Origin of the sequence: Streptomyces javensis (assembly GCF_039525925.1) — a bacterium.
In the GTDB taxonomy this organism is placed as follows: Bacteria; Actinomycetota; Actinomycetes; order Streptomycetales; family Streptomycetaceae; genus Streptomyces; species Streptomyces asiaticus.
Window position 1 is genome coordinate 33,619 of the sequence record NZ_BAAAIF010000044.1, and the last position, 18,109, is coordinate 51,727.

At 73.5% G+C, this 18,109-nt stretch carries 12 protein-coding genes; 6 read left to right on the forward strand and 6 right to left on the reverse strand.

What is annotated here, in order from left to right:
- Positions 1-59: 59 nt before the first annotated feature.
- Complete coding sequence (locus ABD329_RS31275; protein ID WP_425574402.1) at positions 60-1,607, forward strand: AMP-binding protein; 1,548 nt, start codon at positions 60-62, stop codon at positions 1,605-1,607.
- Between the two features lie 3 nt (positions 1,608-1,610).
- Here ABD329_RS31275 and ABD329_RS31280 read toward each other — a convergent pair whose 3' ends face one another.
- Both ABD329_RS31280 and ABD329_RS31285 read right to left on the reverse strand, forming a co-directional pair.
- Positions 1,611-4,598 carry a protein kinase domain-containing protein gene (locus ABD329_RS31280; RefSeq protein WP_344317237.1) on the reverse strand — a complete coding sequence of 996 codons (2,988 nt, stop codon included), beginning with the start codon at positions 4,596-4,598 and terminating at the stop codon, positions 1,611-1,613.
- Between the two features lie 157 nt (positions 4,599-4,755).
- Complete coding sequence (locus ABD329_RS31285) at positions 4,756-6,765, reverse strand: serine/threonine-protein kinase (RefSeq protein ID WP_198276502.1); 2,010 nt, start codon at positions 6,763-6,765, stop codon at positions 4,756-4,758.
- A 200-nt stretch (positions 6,766-6,965) separates the two neighbouring features.
- Between ABD329_RS31285 and ABD329_RS31290 the strand changes: the two genes are divergently transcribed.
- Positions 6,966-8,129: a serine hydrolase domain-containing protein gene (locus ABD329_RS31290; protein WP_246618369.1), complete on the forward strand. Its 1,164-nt coding sequence runs from the start codon at positions 6,966-6,968 to the stop codon at positions 8,127-8,129.
- A 26-nt stretch (positions 8,130-8,155) separates the two neighbouring features.
- Here the strand turns inward: ABD329_RS31290 and ABD329_RS31295 are convergent, their stop codons facing one another.
- Complete coding sequence (locus tag ABD329_RS31295) at positions 8,156-9,862, reverse strand: glycerol-3-phosphate dehydrogenase/oxidase (protein ID WP_198276504.1); 1,707 nt, start codon at positions 9,860-9,862, stop codon at positions 8,156-8,158.
- A gap of 197 nt (positions 9,863-10,059) precedes the next feature.
- Between ABD329_RS31295 and ABD329_RS31300 the strand changes: the two genes are divergently transcribed.
- Positions 10,060-11,331 carry a nucleotide sugar dehydrogenase gene (locus tag ABD329_RS31300; protein WP_198276505.1) on the forward strand — a complete coding sequence of 424 codons (1,272 nt, stop codon included), beginning with the start codon at positions 10,060-10,062 and terminating at the stop codon, positions 11,329-11,331.
- A 137-nt stretch (positions 11,332-11,468) separates the two neighbouring features.
- Here the strand turns inward: ABD329_RS31300 and ABD329_RS31305 are convergent, their stop codons facing one another.
- Positions 11,469-13,514 (reverse strand): DUF6049 family protein, encoded by a 2,046-nt coding sequence (locus tag ABD329_RS31305; RefSeq protein WP_344317238.1) that lies wholly within the window; start codon positions 13,512-13,514, stop codon positions 11,469-11,471.
- 51 nt (positions 13,515-13,565) lie between these two features.
- Here ABD329_RS31305 and ABD329_RS31310 point away from each other — a divergent pair, with 51 nt between their 5' ends.
- Positions 13,566-13,721 (forward strand): hypothetical protein, encoded by a 156-nt coding sequence (locus ABD329_RS31310; protein ID WP_344317239.1) that lies wholly within the window; start codon positions 13,566-13,568, stop codon positions 13,719-13,721.
- Between the two features lie 561 nt (positions 13,722-14,282).
- Here ABD329_RS31310 and ABD329_RS31315 read toward each other — a convergent pair.
- Positions 14,283-15,440, reverse strand: coding sequence for a rod shape-determining protein (locus ABD329_RS31315; RefSeq protein ID WP_198276507.1), 1,158 nt, complete (start codon positions 15,438-15,440; stop codon positions 14,283-14,285).
- 89 nt (positions 15,441-15,529) lie between these two features.
- On the opposite strand from ABD329_RS31315, the gene ABD329_RS31320 reads away from it, so the two are divergent.
- Positions 15,530-15,973, forward strand: a complete 444-nt coding sequence (locus ABD329_RS31320) for a hypothetical protein (RefSeq protein ID WP_198276508.1) — start codon at positions 15,530-15,532, stop codon at positions 15,971-15,973.
- Between the two features lie 208 nt (positions 15,974-16,181).
- Positions 16,182-16,862 (forward strand): hypothetical protein, encoded by a 681-nt coding sequence (locus ABD329_RS31325; RefSeq protein ID WP_198276509.1) that lies wholly within the window; start codon positions 16,182-16,184, stop codon positions 16,860-16,862.
- Between the two features lie 82 nt (positions 16,863-16,944).
- Here ABD329_RS31325 and ABD329_RS31330 read toward each other — a convergent pair whose 3' ends face one another.
- Positions 16,945-18,072, reverse strand: coding sequence for a GuaB3 family IMP dehydrogenase-related protein (locus ABD329_RS31330; RefSeq protein WP_198276510.1), 1,128 nt, complete (start codon positions 18,070-18,072; stop codon positions 16,945-16,947).
- Positions 18,073-18,109 lie beyond the last annotated feature (37 nt).

An 18,109-nucleotide genomic window follows, 5' to 3' on the forward strand; every position in this document is an offset into this window, starting at 1 on the left:
CACTATCTGATGGGCCGTCAGCTACCGTCCCACGGGAGGCCGGGATGACCGAGGCCGGGATGACCGACATCGCGCATGAGCTCGGCGGCTCGGCGACGCTGTGGGAACTGCTCGAGCGCCGCGCCGCCCTCACCCCCGACGCCCCCGTCCTGCTCCAGGCCGCCGCCTCCGCCCGCCATGACCGGCGGCTGACCTTCGGCGCCCTGCGCACCCGCGCCGAGCGGACCGCCGCCGGGCTGTACCGGCTGGGGATACGCCCCGGGAGCCGGGTCGCCTGGCAGCTGCCCACCCGGATCGAGACGGTCGTGCTGACCATGGCGCTCGCCCGGCTCGGCGCCGTCCAGACCCCGCTCATCCCGTACTACCGCGACCGCGAGGTGCGGTTCGCGCTCCGCGCCTCCGGGGCGCGGTTCTTCGCCGTGCCCGGCCGGTGGCGCGGCTTCGACCACACCGCGATGGCGCACCGGCTGGCCGCCGAACTGCCCGAGCCGCCGATGGTCTTCGAGGCGTACGACACGCTGCCGGTGGCCGACCCCAAGGCGCCGCGGCTGCCGCCACCGCCCTCCGACGGACGGGCCGTCCGCTGGATCTACTGGACCTCGGGCACCACCTCCGACCCCAAGGGCGTGCTGCACACCGACCGCAGCCTCATCGCCGCCGGTGCCTGCCTGGCCCACGCGCTGCGGCTCGGCCCGGACGACGTCGGGTCCATGGCCTTCCCGTACGCCCATGTCGCGGGGCCCGACTACACCGTGATGCTGCTGCTCTACGGCTTCCCGGCGGTGCTGCTCGAGCATTTCTCACTGCCGGAGTCGCTGCCCGCCTACCGGCGGCACGGGGTGACGGTCGCGGGCGGCAGCACCGCCTTCTACTCGATGTTCCTGGCCGAGCAGCGCAAGGACCCCTCGCGCCGGCTCATCCCCACCCTGCGGCTCCTCGCGGGCGGCGGCGCCCCCAAACCGCCCGGGCTCTACTACGAGGTCGTACGGGAGCTGGGCTGCACCCTCACCCACGGCTACGGGATGACCGAAGTCCCCATGATCACCATGGGGGCGCCGGACGACACGGACGAGAACCTCGCCACCACCGAGGGCAGGCCGCCCAAGGAGATGGAGATCCGGGTGGTGGACGGTCAGGTGCGGCTGCGCGGCGAGGCGGTCTGCGCCGGATATCTGGACGAGGCCGAGACCCGTAAGGCGTTCGACGCGGACGGCTTCTTCCTCACCGGCGATCTCGGCCACCTTACGGAGAGCGGCCATCTGGTGCTGACCGGCCGCGTCAAGGACATCATCATCCGCAAGGGCGAGAACATCTCGGCCAAGGAGATCGAGCAACTGCTGTACCAGCACCCGGACGTGGACGATGTGGCGGTGATCGGCCTGCCCGACCCGGACCGGGGCGAACTGGTCTGCGCCGTCGTGGAGCAGCCGGCCGGGGCCGAGGCGCTGACGCTCGCCCAGGTCGTGTCGTATCTGCGGGAGGCAGGGCTGTCGGTGCACAAGCTGCCGGAGCGGCTCGAAGTGGTGGACGCCCTGCCGCGCAACGAGACGCTGCGGAAGGTGCTCAAGTACCGGCTGCGGGAGCGGTTCGCGGCGGGAGCCGCGTAGGAGCTAGCCGTTGGTGGTGCTGTACGTGGCCGTGGCCTGGTCGAAGTACTGGTTGACCGCCCGGCGCTCATCGGACGGGCCGATGACCAGGACCACGTGGTAGCGGCCGTCGATCAGCATCGCGAGGTTGCGCGCGTACACATTCCGCCCGCTGCTGTCGCGCCAGGTGAACGCGCCCTCCGCCATCGCCGTACGGCCGACGTCGATCCGCCGCAGCCCGGAGGACGAGGCCCAGGAGGAGCCGCGGTAGGCGGACAGTTCGGCCTCGCGGTCCTGCTGGTACGCCATCGGGTCGCCGCCGAACTCGGACATCTTGTCCCGCCCGGCCACGACCACCAGCTCGAAGTCGCCGCCGATGTAGCGGATCTGGCCGCGGCCGTTCTCGCCCCGGCGGGTCCAGCCCTCGTGGACGGCGACCTTGAAGCCCTTGGGGTCCTTACGGACCGCGAAGCCCTTCGCCAGCCCGGCCGGATCGGTGGACTGCGGCTCCTGGTCGCCGGGGTCGGACGGCTTTCCGGCCTCCCCCTCGTCGCCGTCGCCCTTGTCGCCGTCGCCCTTGTCGCCGTCGCCCTCGTCGCCGTCCGCGGGGTCGTGCGGCGCCGCGCTGGGCGTACCGGCCGAGCCGGTCCGCTCCTGGCCGCCGTCGTCCTTGGAGCGCGGCATGAACATCGTCGCGTAGAGCACCGCGGCCGCCAGCCCCAGCAGGATCAGGAGCAGCAGCATCCGCCCCAGCCTGCGCGGCTTGCGCTGGGTGGGGGGCGCCGGAGGAGCCTGCCTGGTCTCCCGGGGCTCCCTCCGCTCCCGCTTCTCGCGCTTGTCCCGCCGGTGCCGCGCATGGCCCACCGGCGCGTCGGCCGCCGCGGCCGGGCGGCGGCCCCGGCCCCTGCGCACCAGCCAGCCCCGCCTGCGGACGATCGGCAGCCGCCGGGGGTCGGACGCACCACCGGAGCCGAGCGAGGGCACCGTGACCGTGCTGATGCCGACGTCCGGCTCGGGCGCCGACCGGATCAGGGACCGCAGCCAGCCGCGCAGCTCCTCGAAGTCCGGGCGCTCGGTGGGGTCCTGGCGCATCAGCGACTCGACGACGGGGCGCAGCGGACCGCACTCCTCCGCGTACGCGGGCGCCTCCCCACAGACCATCTGCACCAGCTCGGCGGCGCTCTCCTCCGGGTACGGGGCATGGCCCTGCACCGCGCGGAACAACAGCGCGCCGAGCGCCCACAGATCGGCGGCGGGGCCGACCGGGGGCGCCAGCCGCCAGTTCTCATGGACCGGGCCCGCCTGCTCGGGCGCCCATCGCTCGGTGACGGCGCCGACCACGACGATACGGGCCTGGCGGGCGCGTTCGGCGGCGAGCGCGGTGGCGGGGCCGCCGCCGGTGGCTCCGCCGGAGTCCCAGGAGCCGCCTTCGGGGGCGGACGGGCCTTCGGAGGCGGACGGTTGGGCGCTCTCCGGGGCCTCCGGCCGACCGGGCCAGCGGGCGCCGCCGGTCACCGGCTCCGGGTCGGGCTCGGGGGTGGGCGTCGGGGCGGGCGTCGGGGTGGGCTCGGGGGCGTGCGGGGAGCGGGTGGCCGCGTCGACGTTGGCGCGTGCGGCGGCGCGCGCGCCCGCCGCGTAGGCAGCGATGGCGCTGGCCCGCGCCGCCCGCGCGGCCGCGTTCGGCGCATCGGCGCCGACGCCGCCCCGTTCGTCCTCCCGGCCCCCCGGCTGCCCCGGCTGCCCGGCCCGCCGCGGCCCGGGCAGCCCACCGGCTGCCGCCTGGTCCCGGTAAGGCGCCACGGGCCCACCGGTCCCCGGACCGAACGTCACCTGGTCCCGGTACACCGGACCACCGGGGCGGGACCTCACCGGACCACCGGCGCCCGCGCCCGGGCGCACGCCCGCCGCACCGCCCGCGTCCGAACCTCCCGCACCAGGCCCCGGGCTCGCCTCCATCGCCCCGTGGTCGCCGTGGTCGCCGTGGTCGCCATGGTCACCGTAAGGCGACCGTGGCTCGGGCAGCCCCGGCGATGTGCCCTGGCCGCCGTGTTCCCGGCCGTCGGTGTCCTGCCAGGTCGCGCCCGCGGGTTCCCCGGGCCGCGCCGCACCCGCGGGTTCATGGCCACCGTAAGGGCGGCCCGGCGGCAGGAAGCCTCCCCCGGTGCCCTGGTCGTGGTAGCGCGGGCCGCCGTGCGGCCGTGCCTCGCCGCCCTCGGCCGTACGGGCCCCGGGGATGGCGGCGCGCCCTTCGTCCCCCGGCTCGGCAGGGCCCTGCGCGGCCGGATCCTGCGCGGCCGGGTCCGGGTGGTCGCCGGAACCGGCCGGGCCCGGCGGCCGGGAGCCCGGGACGTCAGCCGACGGGTCATCCTCAGGGGCGGACACGGCGGGCGAGGACACGGGCGCCGGAACGGGGTCGTAGCCGCACAGCGCCTCCTCCGCCGCACCCGCCGCCAGCCCCGTGAGCATCGCGCGCCCGTCATCGCACAACAGCACCGTACGGGCGGTGATGTTGCGGTGGACCCAGCCGTGCGCGTGCAGGGCGCGCAGCGCCGTGAGGATGTCGTTGGCGACCTCGGCGGCGCGGTGCGGGGACAGCGTGCCCTCAGCGAGCAGCGCGGCCAGCGGGCGGCCGGAGACCAGTTCGCTGACGATCCACAGGCTTCCGGCCTCCGCGAAGACATGGAAGACCTGGCCGAGCCGGGGATGGTCGGGGATCTGCGCGGCGGATGTCGCCGCGGCGATGGCGCGCCGGACGGCCGGGTCGCCGCCGCCCCGGGCCGTACGCCCGGCACCGGCGAACGTGCCGTTGCGCCCCGACGGCCCACCGCCCCACCGCGCGCCGTCGTCGACGACTTCCGCGTCGACGACCTCGGGCAGCGGTATCTGCCGCAGATGGACTTCCTGTCCGCTGTAGGTGTCGAAGGCGCGGGTCTCGACGAGTTCGTACTCGTCGGCGGGCGGCAGGGGCAGGCGATAGCGGTCGGCCAGCACCCGGCCCGCGTACTCCTCCACGACGCCTCCCCAAGCGCGCGACCAACGCCGCCCTCATCAGCGGTCAGCGCAGCCTGAAACCCTTCAAATATGGTCGTTTTGGCGGGTTCCTGCGGCTGCGCACAGTCTAGGGCCTCTCACGATACGTGCCCGAACGACGCTTCGCCGACAGGAGTGTTCAGTCCGTAATCTTGAACGTGTCAAAGGCGGTCTGCCGCAGGGTGGCGCACTCCTTGTCGTCCCACTTGCTCGCCTCGCAGGTGATCAGTATGGCGAAGCCATGGCTGCCGTCCGCCTTGAAGCCGCGGTTGAGCACCCGGACCCGCTTGCCGTCCTGGTTCCGCTCGAACTCCCAGTCCGCGACGGTCGGATAGCCCCGCCAGTCCACCGACTTGATGCCGAGGCCCTTGTAGCCGGACATGGTGCGGCGGGCGTTCTCCTCGCCCTTGCGCCAGTCCGCCTCCGCGTCAGACTTCGGCGCGTTGGTGAAGTCGATCTGAATACGCGGAATGCTGGACCCGCCGTAGTACTTACGGCTTCCGGAATAGCTTCCGGAGTGGACCGACCAGCCCTCCGGCATGGCCATGCTGAACGGGAAGTCGGAGCTCTTGACGGTCTTGTAGCCGTCGGGCAGGCCGCCCTTACCGCCGTCGCCCTTGCCCTTACCGCTGTTGTCGCCGCTTCCGCCGCCCTTGCCGGAGTTGTCGTCCGAATCCTTGGAGGCGTCCGGCTGATCGCTCTGCTTGCCGCCGGAAGTCCCCGGCTTCGGCGACTCGCCCCCCGACTGGCCGGTCTTGTCGGTGTCCTTGCCCTGGTCCTCCTTGGAGCCGCCCGAGGTCCCGGCGGAGGTGGACTTGTCGCCGCCGGAGGAGCCCTTGGCCTTGTCGCCGCCGTCCCCGCCGTCGTTCAGGACGACGGCGAGCACGGTGGCCACGATGGCGAGCACCACGACCACCGCGATGATGATCAGCGTGCGCTTGGGGACCACATCGGTGATCGAGGCACGCGGCGGCAGGGAGGGCCGCGGGGTGGGCGCGGCCTCGGGGGTCGCGGCGTCCGACCTGGAGCCCGCCGCCCCGGAGCCCGCGGCCCCGGACTTCGCACCGGACTTCGCGCCCGACGCCGACGCCGACTCCGGCTCCGCCTCGCTCTCGTCCCCCGGCTTCTTCGCGACCGCCGACTTCTTCGCGGCCGCCGCCGCGGCCGCGTTGCGCACCGACTTCAGCGCGCCGCGCCTGCGCTCCGCGGCGGCCTTCTCCTTGGCCCCGGCGGCGGCCTCGTCCTCCTTCGACGGGGCGGGCGGCAGGCTCATCGTGCGGGTCGCGTCGGCGGGGGCCTTGGTGACCTCGGGCCCGTTCACCACATGCTCGAGCAGCGCCCGCGCCCCGGCGTCGTCGAGCCGCCGGTCCGGGTCCTTGGTGAGCAGGCCGTAGATGACCTCCTCCAGCGGGCCCGCGTTCTTCGGCGGCTCCACCGGCTCGGTCATCACGGCCGTCAGGGTCGCTATGGCCGTGCTCTTGTCGTACGGCGGCACGCCCTCCACCGCCGCGTACAGCAGCCCGCCCAGCGACCACAGGTCGGCCGGCGGGCCGGGCTTCTGGCCGCGGGCCCGCTCGGGGGAGATGTAGGAGGGCGCGCCGACGAGCATGCCGGTCGAGGTCACCGAGGGGTCGCCCTCGACCTGGGCGATGCCGAAGTCGGTGAGGACGACCCGGCCGTCGTCCGAGATCAGCACGTTGGAGGGCTTCACATCGCGGTGCAGGATGCCCGACTGGTGGGCGGCGCGCAGCACGTCGAGGACGGCGAGCCCGACCTCGGCGGCGCGCTTGGGGGTCAGCGGGCCGTCGTCGCGGACGACGTCGGCGAGGGAGCGGCCCTCGATGAGCTCCATGACGATCCACGGGCGGTCGTCCTCGTCGACCACGTCGTAGACGGTGACGGCCCCGTTGCTGCGGATCCGGGCGATCGCCTTCGCCTCGCGCAGCGTACGGGTGATGAGCCGTCTCTTCTCGTCCTCCTCCACACTGGACGGGAAGCGCAGCTCCTTGACCGCGACCGTACGGCCGAGGGTCTGGTCACTCGCACGCCAGACCGTGCCCATGCCGCCCTGACCGAGGATCTCCCCGAGCCGGTACCGCCCGGCGAGGAGGCGCCCAGTCGAACCCTGCGTCTTCTCAGCCTCCGACATGCGACCCCTCTGCAAATCTACCCACCCTGAACCCACCCTGGGAGAGCGTCCATTGTCTCTCATCCGCGGACCCGGAACCGCCCCGGGTCCGGGGCGCGGCGTGGCGGCCACCGCGGTACCTGCGACCATCTGGAAGTACGCAGGAAACGGAGGTCCGTGTCATGCCCATCTCCGCCATACGATGGCACAGGCGGAGCCGTATGCCGACCGCCGCGGCGCTCACGGCCGCCCTCGCGCTCGTCCTGTCCGGCTGCGGCGCGGCGGCCACGGAACCGGGTCAGGACGCGGCCCCGCGGGCGAACGCGAGCCCGGGCGCCGAGGGCGGGCGTGACGGTGTCCTGCGCGCCGCCGTACGGCGGCTGGCGGCCCAGGGCGACGCACCGGGAGCCGCGGTGCTCATCCGCCGGGAGGGCGGCGGCACGCGCTATCTCGCCTCGGGGGTCGCGGACGTCCGCAGCGGACGCCGAATCCACCGGAACGACCACTTCCGGGCGGGCAGCCTCACCAAGACCGTCATCGCGGCGGTGACGCTGCGTCTTGCCGCCCAGGGGCGGCTCGGCCTCGGCGACACGGTGGATGAGCACCTCCCGGGGCTGGTGCGCGGCCAGGGCAACGACGGCCGGACCATCACGATCCGTCAGCTGCTGAACCAGACCAGCGGGCTGTTCGACTACACCGCGGACCCGGTGCTGGCGCGTCAGCTGTCCGCCGCGGCCGACCGCACCCGCACCCCCGCCTCCCTGGTGCGGACCGCCGTCGCGCACCGCCCGGACTTCGCGCCCGGGGCCGGCTGGCGCTACTCCAACACCAACTACGTGCTGCTGGGCATGGTCGTCCAGCGGGTCACCGGCCACTCCTACGCGACCGAGGCCCGGCGCGACGTGATCACCCCGCTGCGACTGCACGGCACCTCCTTCCCGGGCACCCGCACCACCCTCCCGGACCCGCACGGCCGCGCGTACACGCGGGACGGCGGGGCCGGGGACGGCGGCGCCCGACGCGATGTCACCGATCTCAACCCGTCCTCGGCGGGGGCCGCGGGGGAGCTGATCTCCACGCTCGGCGATCTGACCCGCCTCCTCCCCGGTCTGCTGCGCGGCAAGGTCGTGCCCCGGGCCGAGCTGCGGCAGATGCGGAACACCTCCGCCTCCGACGGCCGGTACGGCATGGGGCTGTTCCCGGTGCGGCTGGCGTGCGGGGTGACGCTGTGGGGCCACAACGGCGAGATCAACGGCTCGTACGCGCTGGCCGTGACCGCCCCCGACGGCCGGCACAGCCTCGCCTACCGGCTCAACAGCACGGCCGGCTCGGGGCTGACCGCCGAAACGTCCCTGCTCGAAGCCGAGTTCTGTCCTCGCCGGTAGGACACGCGACCTCCTCCTGGAGCCTCCTACAGCGGGATGATGTCCGGCGCGCCCAGCCGGGCCGCGTCCGCCGTCAGATCGTCCGGCTGACGCTGCGACTCGCGCTCCGCCTCCACCCGCTTCTCGTAGCGCTGGACCTCCCGGTCGAGCTGGTCCTCGGCCCAGCCCAGCACCGGCCCCATCAGCTCGGCCACCTCGCGGGCGCAGCGCGTACCGCGGTCGAAGGTCTCGATCGAGATGCGGGTGCGGCGGGTGAGGACGTCGTCCAGATGGCGGGCCCCCTCGTGCGAGGCGGCGTAAGAGACTTCGGCGCGCAGATAGTCCTCCGCCCCGGTCAGCGGCTTCCCCAGCGAGGCGTCGGCCGCGATCAGGTCCAGCACCTCCTGCGCCGCCGAGCCGTAGCGGTTGAGCAGATGCTCGATCCGCGCCGCGTGCAGCCCGTGCTGCCGGCCGATCCGCTCCCGGGCATTCCACAGCGCCTTGTAACCGACGGCGCCGACCAGCGGGATCTCCTCGGTGACACAGGGCCCGACCCGGCGGTCGAGGCCGTGCACCGCCTCGTCCACGGCGTCCTTGGCCATCACCCGGTACGTGGTGTACTTGCCGCCCGCGACCACCACCAGGCCCGGCACCGGATGGGCGACGGTGTGCTCGCGGGAGAGCTTGCTGGTGGCGTCCGACTCCCCGGCCAGCAGCGGGCGCAGCCCGGCGTAGACGCCCTCCACGTCGTCGCGGGTCAGCGGCACCGCGAGGACCTCGTTGACATGCTCCAGCAGATAGTCGATATCGGCGCTGGAGGCGGCCGGATGGGCCTTGTCCAGGTCCCAGTCGGTGTCCGTGGTGCCGATGATCCAGTGCCTGCCCCAGGGGATCACGAACAGCACGCTCTTCTCGGTGCGCAGGATCAGCCCGGTCGTAGAGTGGATGCGGTCCTTGGGGACCACCAGGTGGATGCCCTTGGAGGCCCGGACGTGGAACTGGCCGCGCTCCCCGATCAGCGCCTGGGTCTCGTCGGTCCACACCCCGGTGGCGTTGACCACCTGCCGGGCGCGGACCTCGAACTCGCCGCCCTGCTCCAGGTCGTGCACCCGGGCGCCGACCACGCGCTCGCCCTCCCGCAGGAAGCCGACCACCCGCGCGCGGTTGGCCACATGGGCGCCGTACTCCGCCGCCGTGCGCACGAGCGTGGTGACATAGCGGGCGTCGTCCATCTGGGCGTCGTAGTACTGCAACGCCCCGACCAGCGCGTCCTTCTTGAGGCAGGGGGCCACGCGCAGCGCCCGGCCGCGGCTCAGATGGCGGTGGGCGGGCAGTCCGCGGCCGTGTCCGGAGGAGATCGACATGGCGTCGTAGAGCGCGACGCCCGAGCCCGCGTAGAACCGCTCCCAGACCCGATGCTTCAGCGGATACAGGAACGGCACGGGCTTGACCAGGTGCGGGGCGATCCGCTCCAGCAGCAGACCGCGCTCCTTCAGCGCCTCGCGCACCAGTGCGAAGTCCAGCATCTCCAGATAGCGCAGCCCACCGTGGATCAGCTTGCTGGACCGGCTGGAGGTCCCGGAGGCCCAGTCGCGCGACTCGACCAGACCGGTCTCCAGGCCCCGCGTCGCGGCGTCGAGCGCGGTGCCCGCGCCGACCACTCCGCCGCCCACGACCAGCACATCGAGCTCACGGTCCGCCATCCGGGCCAGCGCCTCGCCGCGCTCGGCCGGTCCCAGTGCCGGTGTTTTCACCGCTGCCTCCCGTTGTGATCGACGCCACGCCGCCCTGCCGATTTTCCTGGCTTTCTCCCCTCCGTGCCATGCCGCTGCTCCGGCCATCGACGCGACACCGTGTCAACACCCCTCACCAATACTGAATACGAGTCATATTTCCGCTTAGTCTGCCTTTGCGCCATCCGACATCGTCCCGGGAAGGACGGCACGACGTCATGCCCGCAGATCTCGCCGTCATCGGACTCGGTCATCTCGGTATTCCTCTCGCCCGGGCGGCCACCGCCGCCGGCGTCCGCACCGTCGGCTACGACCCCGATCCGCGCGCGGCCCACGACCTCCGGGCCGGACGGCTGCCCGCCGGCTCGGGCGAGGGCCTGCTCTCCGCCGCCGAGCTGCGCCGGATGGCCTCCCAGGGCTTCCGGATCACCGCCGACCCCGCCGAGCTCGGCCGCGTCCGCACCGCTGTGATCTGCGTCCCGACCCCGCTCGGGGACGACCGCAGACTGGATCTGTCGGCGGTCGGCGAGGCGGCCCGTACGCTCGCGGCGAGGCTGCGCCCGCACACCACCGTTCTGCTGGAATCGACCGTGTACCCCGGCACCACCGAGGAATTCCTCCGTCCGCTCCTCGAGGAGGGATCCGGGCTGCGGGCCGGGCGCGACTTCCACCTCGCCTACTCCCCCTGCCGCCACGACCCGGGCAACCGCGCCCACGGCCCCGCCAACACCCCCAAGGTCATCGGCGGCCTCACCCCCGCCTGCACCGAGGCGGCCGCCGCCTTCTACGGGCGCTTCACCGAGAAGGTCGTCCGGGCCCGTGGCACGCGCGAGGCCGAGACGGTCAAGGTCCTGGAGACCAACTACCGGCACGTCAACATCGCCCTGGTCAATGAGATGGCGGTGTACTGCCATGACCTCGGCGTCGATGTGTGGGACGTGGTGCGCTGCGCCGAGACCAAGCCGTTCGGCTTCCAGTCCTTCCGCCCCGGCCCCGGCGTCGGCGGCCACGGCGTGCCGGTCGACCACGGGCATATGGCCGACCCGCAGCGCGGCCTGGGCATCCCGCTGCGCATGGTGGAGCTCGCACAGCAGGTCAACGGGCGGATGCCGGGCTATGTCACGCGCCGCTGCACGGCGCTGCTCAACGAGTACGGGAAGTCGGCGCGCGGGGCGCACGTACTGCTGCTGGGCGTCGGCTACAAGGCCGACGTCGCCGACGCGGAGGGCTCGCCCGCGCGGGAGATCGCCTCCCGGCTGATCGAGCTGGGCGCCCGGCTCAGCTACCACGATCCGTACGTCACGCGCTGGCGGGTGCTGGGGCGCGAGGTGGCGCGCGCCGACTCGGTGTACGAGGCGGCGGCCGACGCCGACCTGACCGTCCTGCTCCAGCCGCACCGCACCTACGACCTCCAGGGGCTGTCGGTGAAGGCCCAGCTGCTGCTGGACACCCGGGGGGTGGGACCGGCGGGGACGGCGCACCGGCTCTGAGCCGCGCGGCTCGGGTTCGGATGTCTCGTCCTCGCTTCGCGCCCCGCCGGTCACCGGGTCGGCGTACGCCCCGCACCGGGTCGGCGCCCCGCCCTCACCGGGTCGGCGCCCCGCCGTCACCGCGTCCGCGTACGCCCTCATCGGCTCCGCGTACGCCGCAGTCGGAACGCGACCGCCAGCACGATCAGCGCCGTCCCGCCCAGCACGAAGATCACAGCTCCCGACGGCACCGACCGCACATCCGCCGTGAACGTCATCGGCGCGCCCCAGGGTCTGCCGTCGGCGGTGGTGTAGAGCTGGGCGGTCAGCCGCACCGGTCCGTTCGCGTACGCCTCCACCCGCATCCGCACCGTGCGGCTCACCGCGCGCGACGCCTGGACCGGCATCGCGCGGTCCCGGGCGGTCAGCCGCTCGGGGCGGCTGGAGAGGACCCTGAGCTCCACCCCGGTGAGGTCCTGCTGGAGGCCGTTGTCGACGGTGACCGGGATGGTCGCCGAGCCCCCGGCCACCACCACCGTGGACTTCGGCACCAGCCGCACCGACGCGATCGAGGCGGTCAGATAGCGGGACACCCCCCGCTGGTACGAGGCCGCACCCGCCGGGTCGGCGCGCCAGGCGGTCGCCACGGAGCGGGCCAGCGCGGCCCGTACGGACGCGGCGGTGGCCCGCGCGTCCGACAGCACCTTGGCCAGGGCGCGCATCCGCAGCCGGTCCCGGACCACCGCCGCGAGCCGGGAGGGCGGCAGCTCGGAGGCGTGGCGCGCCAGCGGATAGCCGTCGAAGCCGCGCAGCCGCCCCGCCGTGGGCTTGCGCAGCGCGTCCGCGAACCCGGCCGGCTCCAGCCAGCCCGCCTTACGGCCCTCGGCCACCACCGTGAGTAGCACCCGTCCGACCGCGAGCGGCATCCGGCGCGGCGGCACGATCACCAGCTCGCGGCGGGCGTACGGCAGCTCCCGCGCGGCCGTAAGGGTCTCGGCGAGCACCCGCTGACGCAGCAGCAGCCGGGCGGGCGCGCCGGAGGCGCCCGAGGCCGGGTGGCTCGCGAAGAGCTGGGACGCGATCGCCGCGTCGTAGCGCAGCGCGGTCGTGCCGCCCTTGAGCGAGACCGCGCCGTCGTCCGTGGCCCCTTCCGAGACCAGCTCACCGGCGGAGGCCACCCCGGCGCCCGAGGCGAGCACCGTGTCCAGGCCGAGCCCCTTGGCGTACCGGGCGATCCCGTCGTCCAGCTCGCCGCCCGCGGGCCAGCCCACACCAGCGCGCGCGTGGACGCCCAGCGCCCGGTCCACCACCGCCCGGCCGGTGCGCGAGGCCCGGCGCAGCAGCCCGGCGAGCGGGGTGCCGCCGCCACGCGCGAGCGAGGCCAGATCGGGGTCCGCGTACGGCAGCGCGATCACCTCCCGGCCCCGGACCGCCGCCCGGAGCGCGGCCAGCCAGCCCGCCGCCGCCTCACCGCCCTCCCCCTCGGTGGCCTGCCGCGGATCGGTGTCACCGGGGGTACGGGCCACCCGGTAGCCCGCGACCATGGCCCGCGCCTGGACGATCAGATCCGGATCGAGCACCCAGGTGACCGGCTGCCCCCTGCCCATCTCCACCAGCCGCCGCAGCCGCCCGCCCGGTCCGAAGGCGGCCGTCAGCTGATCGTCGCGGAAGACCGGCAGCACGCTGTCCTGCGTGCGCAGGGTCAGCGCCTCCATCCGCGGGGTGTCCAGCACCGGCCACAGCACGGTGGTGCGCAGCGGCTCCAGCCGGGTGGCGTCGGGATACGCGGACAGATGGGTGCGGGTCAGCCCGAGCACGGTCCCGGCGCCCGCGCCGTCCGCGCCGAGGACATGCACGGTCAGCGCGTACGCCCCGGCGCCGTCCAGCCCCAGGTCGGGCACGGGCACGGTGAGCCGGAAGCCGCGCTCGGCGCCGGTCGGCAGCGGGGCGAGACGGGCCGTGCGGTCGGCCACCTCGGGGCCGTCGGCCCGGGTCAGGGGGGTACGACGGGCCACGGTGGCGAGCCCGCCCCGGGTGTCGATCGCCCCGGAGGCCCCGATCCGCACCCCGATCCGCGCGGCCCCGACCCGCCGCCCGGAGGTATTGGTCACCCGCCCACTGATCCGCAGCTCGCCGCCCTGACGGATCACGGCAGGGGTGAGGGAGGCCAGCTCGACGGAGACGGGGTACCGGCGGGAGGGCACGTGGGCCGTGTGGGCACTGTCCGGCCCACGGCCGTGCGGAGTGGCCCGGCCATGAGCCCCACGGTCATCCGCCGGAACGGCACCGTAAGGCACGCGGCCCTCCGGCCTGCCCCCGCGAGCCCCTCGGCCGTCCGCCGGGGCGCCACCATGAGCGACACGGCCGCCCACCGAAACGCCACCGCCGTAAGGCACGCGGCCCTCCGGTGAGCCGCCACGAGCCCCTCGGCCGTGCGACGAGGCGCCGCCGTGAGCCCACCGGCCGTTCGCCGAGACACCGCCGTAAGGCACGCGGCCCTCCGGCCTGCCCCCGCCGGCCCCTCGGCCGTCCCCCGGGGCGCCACCATGCGCGACACGGCCGCCCACCGAAACGCCACCGCCGTAAGGCAGGCGGCCCCGCGCCGCCGCCACGGCCGCGCCGTACCCACCGCCACCGTCCGCCAGGACTGTCGCCGCCCCGGCGGGCGTCGGCAGGACGGAGGTGATCGCGACCAGGATCGTGGTGACGGTCGTGACGACCGCCCGCCGGTACGTCCTGCCGCGCCCCACGACCACCACCTCGACGCCCGCGCCTGTCGTCCGCCCGCGCCGCCCGGGACCGACGCGGTGTCACCAGCCCACCACGCCGGGGACGATGCCGCACGCTCAAGGCCGCCGCCCCGGGGAGCACCGCCGGGCCGCCCCGAGGCGTCCCGTGGGCGCGAGCGGCCACGGCGGCGCCGCAGGACGATCGACGGCCTCCCAGGGCATTCCCAGCGGAGCGCTTGGGCGTCACACCCGCACGGATTCCGGCCGACGGGGCCGTGCGTCCATCGCGGTGCGCAGCGAGGCGAAGTCCTCCACGCAGCGGCCGGTGCCGATGGCCACGCAGTCCAGTGGGTCGTCGGCCACCAGCACCGGGATGTTCAGCTCGCGGCCCAGCCGTACGTCCAGGCCGCGCAGCAGGGCGCCGCCGCCGGTCAGCACGATGCCGCGGTCCATGATGTCGCCCGCAAGCTCCGGCGGGGTCTCGTCGAGCGTGGCCCGCACCGCCGCGACGATGCTGTCCACCGGCTCGGCGAGGGCGTGCCGCACCTCGTCCGAGGTCAGTTCGAGCACCCTGGGCAGCCCGGTCGCCTGGTCCCGGCCGCGGATGGCGCAGCGGTCCGGCGGCAGCAGCGCCTGGGTGTCCTCGTTGTCCTCGCTCTGGCCCGGGATGAACACCTCCACATTCCGCTCCGGCCGCCGGACGGACTCCGAGACCCTCGGTACGGACAGCGGCCCGGTGGGCGAGGCGGATCCGATGGAGACCTTGATCTCCTCGGCGGTCCGCTCACCGATCGCCAGCGCGTACTGCTTCTTCACATAGGAGCTGATCGCGACGTCCATCGCGTCGCCCGCGGTGCGCACCGACCGCGCGGTGACGATGCCGCCGAGCGAGACGACGGCGACCTCCGTCGTACCGCCGCCGATGTCGACGACCATGCAGCCGGTCGGCTCGCTCACCGGCAGCCCCGCGCCGATCGCCGCCGCGATGGGCTCCTCGACCAGATGCACCTGACGCGCCCCGGCCTGGGTGGCGGCCTCCATCACCGCGCGCCGCTCAACGCCGGTGATCCCGGAGGGCACACAGACCACCACCCGGGGGCGGCCGAGCCTGCGGCTGCCCATGACCTTCTTGATGAAGTACCGCAGCATGCGCTCGGCGATCTCGAAATCGGCGATCACGCCGTCGCGCAGCGGCCGCACGGCGACGATGTTCGTCGGTGTCCGCCCCATGGTCTCCTTGGCCGCCGAACCCACCGACAGCACATTGCCGTCGACTGTGTTCACGGCCACAACCGACGGCTCGTTGAGCACGATTCCCCTGCCTCGTACGTACACCAGTGTGTTGGCGGTGCCGAGGTCGATACCCATGTCACGCCCATTGAACGACTTGTTCTGCGCCATAAGTTGACATTATTGCTTATGCCGGATTCTGTCCCGGCACTGATGTCATTCGCACCACCGTGCGGCCATGCCACTGCTACCTTGCGGGCATGATCGTGTCCGCTTCCTCCGCAGCTCAGGCCGCACGGCCGGCCCGTGGCCTCGCGGCGGGCATCGCGGCGGCCCTGTTCGGAGCCCTGGTTTTCGGCTTCATCCAGGGCAAAATCGGCCACCGTGGCCAGGAGGTCGGCTACTGGGCGCTGTGCATCGGGCTGTTGACCGGCGCCGCGCTGGGCAAGCTGGGCGGCCGGGCGCCGCTGCTGGCGCTCGTCGGGATACCGCTGGCCGTGGTCAGTGTCTCGCTGGCGCAACTGATCGGCGTCGCGGTGCTGATGGGGGACGAGAGCTCCTGGCCCACCACGGACACCCTGACCGAGCACTTCGGGCTGGTGGCGGGCTACTGGCGCGATCACATCCTGGGGCGCAACGACATCACCTTCTACGCCGTGGCGGGAGCGGAAAGTTACCTCGTCGCGAAGCGCATCGCCGAATAGCGGCGACGAATCCCCATATGCCGGGCCAACGTGTCTCCGTCCGGTCCCAGCCATGTCACGGACGTCAGACACGACTTGTCTGATTGTCATGCCTGCCTGTTAGTTTTATGGCTCGAAAGTTTCCTTCCGCGTTCCCAGCCCGCAGCCGCTCATCAGCCGAGCTGTCCCCGGAACGCGGTGTCAACACCTTCATCCCCGGGGGAATTCCATGAGCCAGAACTGGCAGCAGCCACAGCAGCCAGGCGGGTACCCGCAGCAGCCGGGTGGCTACCCGCAGCAGCCCGCCCCGCCCCAGCAGGCCGGTGGGTACGGCTCCGCGCAGCAGCCCGGCTACGGCTACCCGCAGGGGCAGCCCCAGCAGCCGCAGCCGCAGTACGGCGGCGGCTTCCCGCCGCCCGCGCCGCCGGCCGGCCGCCCGGGCAACCCGCTGCTGGCGGTGGGCGCCGCCCTCGTGGCCACGGTCGTCGGCGCGTTCCTCTACGCGTTCCTGCTGAGCGCGATGGCGGACACGGACAAGACCCCGCCGGAGGTCACGCAGTTCGCGTACGCCGGTGTGGTCGTCGGCGCGCTCATCGGTCTGGCGGTCGCCAAGCTGGGCGGCCGCAACACGGGACTGTGGGTGGTCGGCGCGGTACTGGCCCTGGCCGCGGTGTTCCTCGGCGAGCTCTACGGCTACGCCATGATCCTGCACGATGTGATGAGCAACTACGCCGACAAGATCGGCGGCGGCGCCAGCAGCCAGGTGCTCTCCTCGAACGAGATCTTCTTCGACCACTTCAGCGACCTGTGGAAGTCGTGGAAGGAAGACTCCGACGCGCTGACCTACATCTTCATGGCGCTCGCGCCGGTCGCCGCGGTCAGCACCGCCTACCGGATCAGCAACCGCTGAGCCCACGGCAACACGGCATTCGGCAAGGGGAAGGCCCCGACCGCGAGGCGGTCGGGGCCTTCCCCTGTCGCTCAGCGATCGCTCAGCGCTTGTCGCGGGCCGACGGGGCGACCGTGACCTCGACCCGCTGGAACTCCTTCAACTCCGAATAGCCGGTCGTGGCCATCGCGCGGCGCAGCGCGCCGAAGAAGTTCATCGAGCCGTCGGTGGTGTGCGAGGGGCCGAGGAGGATCTCCTCGGTGGAGCCCACCGTGCCCAGGTTCATCCGCTTGCCGCGCGGCACCTCGTCGTGCACGGCCTCCATGCCCCAGTGGTGACCGCGGCCCGGCGCGTCGGTGGCCCGGGCCAGCGGGGAGCCCATCATCACCGCGTCCGCGCCGCAGGCGACGGCCTTCGGCAGATCGCCGCTCCAGCCGACGCCGCCGTCGGCGATCACATGCACATAGCGGCCGCCCGACTCGTCCATGTAGTCCCGGCGGGCGGCGGCGACATCGGCGACCGCCGTGGCCATCGGCACCTGGATGCCCAGCACATTGCGGGTGGTGTGCGCGGCGCCGCCGCCGAAGCCCACCAGCACACCGGCCGCGCCGGTGCGCATCAGGTGCAGTGCGGCCGTGTAGGTGGCGCAGCCGCCCACGATCACCGGAACGTCCAGCTCGTAGATGAACTGCTTGAGGTTGAGCGGCTCGGCGGCACCGGAGACATGCTCGGCGGAGACCGTGGTCCCGCGGATCACGAAGATGTCGACCCCCGCGTCCACCACGGCCTTGGAGAACTGCGCCGTGCGCTGCGGGGACAGGGCGGCGGCGGTCACCACGCCCGCGTCCCGCACCTCCTTCAGCCGCTGGCCGATCAGCTCCTCCTTGATCGGCTCGGCGTAGATCTCCTGCATCCGGGTGGTCGCGGTGTGCTCGTCCAGCTCGGCGATCTCGGCCAGCAGCGGCTCCGGGTCCTCGTAACGGGTCCAGAGCCCCTCGAGGTTGAGCACCCCGAGGCCACCGAGCTCACCGATGCGGATCGCGGTGCGGGGCGAGACCACCGAGTCCATCGGCGCGGCCAGGAACGGCAGCTCGAAGCGGTAGGCGTCGATCTGCCAGGCGATCGAGACCTCCTTCGGGTCCCGGGTGCGACGACTCGGCACAACGGCGATGTCGTCGAACGCGTACGCCCTGCGGCCGCGCTTGCCGCGCCCGATCTCGATCTCAGTCACGTGGGTGCCTTTCCCTGTTCACGAACAGCCGTCCCAG

Coding starts and splice junctions, on each gene's coding strand:
- ABD329_RS31310 (WP_344317239.1), top strand. CDS start 13,566: ATGAGCCCCACGGTCATCCGCCGGAACGGCACCGTAAGGCACGCGGCC.
- ABD329_RS31320 (WP_198276508.1), top strand. CDS start 15,530: ATGATCGTGTCCGCTTCCTCCGCAGCTCAGGCCGCACGGCCGGCCCGT.
- ABD329_RS31275 (WP_425574402.1), top strand. CDS start 60: ATGACCGACATCGCGCATGAGCTCGGCGGCTCGGCGACGCTGTGGGAA.
- ABD329_RS31300 (WP_198276505.1), top strand. CDS start 10,060: ATGCCCGCAGATCTCGCCGTCATCGGACTCGGTCATCTCGGTATTCCT.
- ABD329_RS31325 (WP_198276509.1), top strand. CDS start 16,182: ATGAGCCAGAACTGGCAGCAGCCACAGCAGCCAGGCGGGTACCCGCAG.
- ABD329_RS31290 (WP_246618369.1), top strand. CDS start 6,966: ATGCCGACCGCCGCGGCGCTCACGGCCGCCCTCGCGCTCGTCCTGTCC.
- ABD329_RS31285 (WP_198276502.1), bottom strand. CDS start 6,765: ATGTCGGAGGCTGAGAAGACGCAGGGTTCGACTGGGCGCCTCCTCGCC.
- ABD329_RS31315 (WP_198276507.1), bottom strand. CDS start 15,440: ATGGCGCAGAACAAGTCGTTCAATGGGCGTGACATGGGTATCGACCTC.